This window comes from Streptomyces alkaliphilus (assembly GCF_014141535.1).
GTDB lineage: Bacteria > Actinomycetota > Actinomycetes > Streptomycetales > Streptomycetaceae > Streptomyces > Streptomyces alkaliphilus.
The window spans coordinates 1-3,980 of record NZ_VKHT01000466.1 but is presented as its reverse complement, the minus strand read 5'-3'; the positions used below and the strand labels follow the sequence as shown (position 1 = coordinate 3,980).

Annotated in this window: 3 protein-coding genes and 1 CRISPR repeat array; of the genes, 2 read left to right on the top strand and 1 reads right to left on the bottom strand. The window is 69.3% G+C overall.

Annotated elements, in window-relative coordinates; all coding sequences use genetic code 11:
- Nucleotides 1-474: 474 nt before the first annotated feature.
- A complete protein-coding gene (locus FNQ90_RS15055; RefSeq protein WP_182606852.1) occupies nt 475-1,692 on the bottom strand; it encodes a helix-turn-helix domain-containing protein in 1,218 nt (405 codons plus the stop codon).
- A gap of 169 nt (nt 1,693-1,861) precedes the next feature.
- On the opposite strand from FNQ90_RS15055, the gene FNQ90_RS15050 reads away from it, so the two are divergent.
- Together FNQ90_RS15050 and FNQ90_RS15045 are read left to right on the top strand one after the other, a co-directional pair.
- Nucleotides 1,862-2,476, top strand: a complete 615-nt coding sequence (locus FNQ90_RS15050) for an HAD family hydrolase (RefSeq protein ID WP_323379975.1) — start codon at nt 1,862-1,864, stop codon at nt 2,474-2,476.
- Between the two features lie 111 nt (nt 2,477-2,587).
- The gene (locus FNQ90_RS15045; RefSeq protein WP_182606849.1) at nt 2,588-3,127 is read left to right on the top strand and encodes a flavoprotein; all 540 of its coding nucleotides are present in this window, start codon (nt 2,588-2,590) and stop codon (nt 3,125-3,127) included.
- Between the two features lie 87 nt (nt 3,128-3,214).
- A CRISPR array of direct repeats spans nt 3,215-3,853; the repeat unit is 29 nt; unit sequence GGGACCACCCCCGCAGGCGCGGGGAGCAC.
- Nucleotides 3,854-3,980 lie beyond the last annotated feature (127 nt).

Sequence of the window (3,980 nt, the reverse complement as noted above, 5' to 3'; positions counted from 1 at the left end):
GTCTCGGGGCAGGCGGTGGGGGCGCCGGAGGTGATCAGGGAGCCGGCGGGCATCGTCTTGTACTCGCGGCAGTCGACGCACTGGGCGAACGCCTGAACCGGTTGGTTCAGCGGCCCGCGCAGCGGCGGGGGCAGGGGAGCCGACGGCTCATCGGGTACCAACATGCGGCGCCCCCAGTACCCCGGTCATCTGCTGGAGCAGCGTCACGACCTGCTCCACGGGGAGGACCAGGTTGACCACTCCGGTCCTCCCCGTGTCCTCGTCCTGGACGAGGAGGGGGAGAGCGAGGCGTCCGGCCTCCGTGATGCGGGGAGGGTGGTCCTCCGGTCTCGTGACCGTCAGTCCTTCCCGCCCGGGAAGACAGTGATGTGGCGTCATGAACACAGACCGTAGGAGGAGTTCACGGTCTCGGCCCTGCCACAACGTCAACCCTGCCTAACTGGCAGGGTATGCATGACCACGTAACGTGGACGGTCAGGCCACGCCAATGTGGTACGCGACTTCCCGCAGTTCACCGGCCCACAGCGGTCGCTCCCGTTTCATCAGGGTGACCACCGCATCCCGCACAAGAGGCGAGAAGACGATCTCTTCGGGGGACTGCTCCCGCAACCTGCTCAGCATGAACACGGTCGCGTAATCGTCCTTCTGCACCCGGTTGCAGTTCATCACCTCGATCGTGTATCGGGCGCGGCGCTCCAACGGGATGGAGTCGGCCACGTGCACGTCGTCCGCCAGACGCAGAGCCTCCGCGGCGTTGCCCTCCTCGGCTGCCAAGTGCACCCCGTGCATGGCCACATTGCACTCCCCGAACACCGTATTCCAGTGGTTCGTCCCGGGCGTGATCCGAGCGGCGAACCGGTCGGCCCGGCGCAGCATGTCCCACGCCGTCGGTCCGCGGTCGGACCGCATGGCCGCCACGGCGCCCTGGAGGTGTAGAGCGCCCACCGCGGCGATGTGGCCCTCCGTGGAGGTGTCGTCGACAGAGCAGTGGTCGATCATCTCGCGGGCCAGTTCCATGGAATCGGCCACATCGCCGCTGGAGGTCAGGACACAGGCAACCGACCAGGCCGCGGCCGCCCGCAGTTCCGGATCACCGGTCTCGTCGGCGATCGACAGCCCGCGGTCGGCCGCCACCCGGGCCAGGGTGTGTTCTCCCACGCGGCGCAACCAGATCTGGGCCAGGCCGTAGAGGCTGACCACGTGCCGGGCGATCTCTCCCTCCTCACCCGTGGGAGCGGCGGAGAGGGTGGTGTGCGCGGCTCCGAGGAGCGCGGGCAGACGTTCCCCGACCAGGCGGTAGCGCTGCGCCCGTTCGGTCTCGTAGGTCCGCCACAGGCTCTCCACGGCCGTCTTCAGGTCCGCAGTCGCCATCGGAGAGCCACCGGTGTCCAGGTGGGACGGCGGTCGGGACAGCACACGGCGCAGGCCCGGGACCCCATCGTGCTGCGGCCCCTGATCTCCGGACCCCATGTCCATCCCGACCAGGTCGGAGATGTCCACCCGCAGGGCCTCCGCCAGGGACAGCAGGACCGACAAGCGGTCCACCGGTCGGATGCCGTGCTCGATGCGGTAGATCCAGTTGTCCGTACGGCCGATCAGTTCGCCGAGGGCCTGTTGGGACAGGCCGCGTCGCATCCGGTAGTACCGAACGCGGTCTCCGATCGTGAAATTCGCTGTGCCGGCGTTCTCCATCACCCGCGCCTCTCGCTCTCGTCGTGGCTGAGCACTCACTGCCAGAGTAGGGCGGAACGGTGGATACTGAAGCCCCGCTCTCAACAGCGGCGGACACTCAACGGCCGCTGTCCGCCCGTCCTTCCGCGCGCGACAGCGGCCGACATCCATCCATCTGCGGAGCAGTAGTGTGAGCGACTATCGCGGACTCATCTTGGACTTCGGGGGCGTGTTGACGACCTCGATGCGCGCCAACGGAGTGGGCTTCGAACGGGAATCCGGTCTGGAGCCGGGGGCGTATTTCGCCGCCCTCACCGAGCACCCCGACGGGGTGCACGTCTACGCCGAACTCGAGGTGGGTCGGGCCACCCAGGAGGACTGGAACCGGGTGATCGGCGGCATCCTCGGCCTGGACCCCACAGACCTGATGCGCCGGGCTCTCGCCCGCCTGCGGCCCGAACCGCGCATCGTCGAGCTGGTCGGCCGGGCCCGCCGGGAGGGCGTGGTCACCGCCATGCTCTCCAACTCCTTCGGCCTGACCCCCTTCAACGTGTACAAGGAGTTGGGGATGTGGGAGGGCTTCACCGATGTCGTGGTCCTCTCCGAGGAGGAGGGCGTCCGGAAACCGTCACCGGAGATCTACCGCCGGACGGTGGAACGCATGGGTCTGGCACCTGAGGAATGCGTGTTCGTCGACGACCACGAACGGAACCTCCCGCCGGCCGAGGCGATGGGCATCACCTGTGTTCACGCCACCGACGCGACCCTCACCGAGGCCCGCGTGCGGGAACTGCTGAACTGGTGAACGAGGGAGCGGGGTGGGCATATCCTGAGCTCATGCCCTCCCCTTCATTGTTCGGTGGCTCCGGCATGTCCGATTGCCTCCGGGCTCCGACCCGGGGGCAATAGCGCTGAAATGCGAACGATCTATCTCCTGGGCTGCGCGGCCCCACCTGTGTTCGAGATCGTCGCCACCGTGAACCTCTACCGAGCCGATGACCGGCAGGTGTGCGTGGCTCTCACCCCCACCGCCGCCGCCTGGCTCGGAGAGCAAGCTGTCGAGGACCTGGAGCACGCGACCGGGCACCCGGTGCGCACCCGATGGCGACGCCCGGACGAGCCGAAGGGCGGCGGTTGGCCGGCAGCGGACGGCGTGATCCTGGCCCCCGCCACCCTGCACACCATCAACGCCCTGGCGCTGGGCCTGACGCACTCCCACGTCGTCGGGATCGGTGTGGAGATGATGGGCCGCGGCGTCCCCCTGGTGGTGCTGCCGTGCGTCAACACCGTCCTGGCCCGGCACCCCCGGTTCGGCCGGTCCGTGGCGGAACTGCGCGAGGCCGGGGTCCGCGTCCTCTTGGGCGACGACGGAGAGGAGGGATTCGTGCCGAACGAACCCGGCTCCGGAATCCGCGAGTACCCGTGGGAGTTGGCGCTCCGAGCCGTGACGCCGTAGACGAGGGAGCGGAAGCCGGGGCGGGTCACCACCCCCGTCCCGAGGGGTCCCTGAAAGCAGGGAAAACCCCCGAAGGAGGGCGAGGGCAGGACCACCCCCGCAGGCGCGGGGAACACCCGATCCCGGACCCGGCGCCGTACACCAGCCCGGGACCACTCCCGCAGGCGCGGGGAACACTGGCCCCGGAACTCGAACCGCGGCGTCCCCTCGGGACCACCCCCGCAGGCCCGGGGAACACGTGGCGCCCGGCGTGGACGAGGAGCGGTACCCGGGACCACCCCCGCAGGCGCGGGGAACACGCTTGGCTATGCCGCTCCTCTCACGCTGCCTGGGGACCACCCCCGCAGGCGCGGGGAACACTTGAACCAGCCGATGATCCAGTCACCCGTGTTGGGACCACCCCCGCAGGCGCGGGGAACACTGGTGGAGGAGATGAACGAGCGGCTGAAGCTCGGGATCACCCCCGCAGGCGCGGGGAGCACCGGCCCGCCTGTCCACCCGGGCCCCCAGCCAGGGGACCACCCCCGCAGGCGCGGGGAGCACACGGCCGACAGTGCTGTGTCGGTCGGCTGCTGGGGACCACCCCCGCAGGCGCGGGGAGCACCGGCGGGAGACGGACGGTGCTCCGGGGATGGAGGGACCACCCCCGCAGGCGCGGGGAGCACAGACGGCGGTGCCCTTGAGTGCGCGGTCGAGGGGGACCACCCCCGCAGGCGCGGGGAGCACCAGGAGCCGACCAGCACCTTTATCCCGCGAGGAGCCTGTTTTTACTCACTAGCAGAGATTCCGACATAAGGTGCGATCCTGTTGTTTTGTCTGAAGGTGGAGTGGGTTCTTCGACTCTACCGGTTTC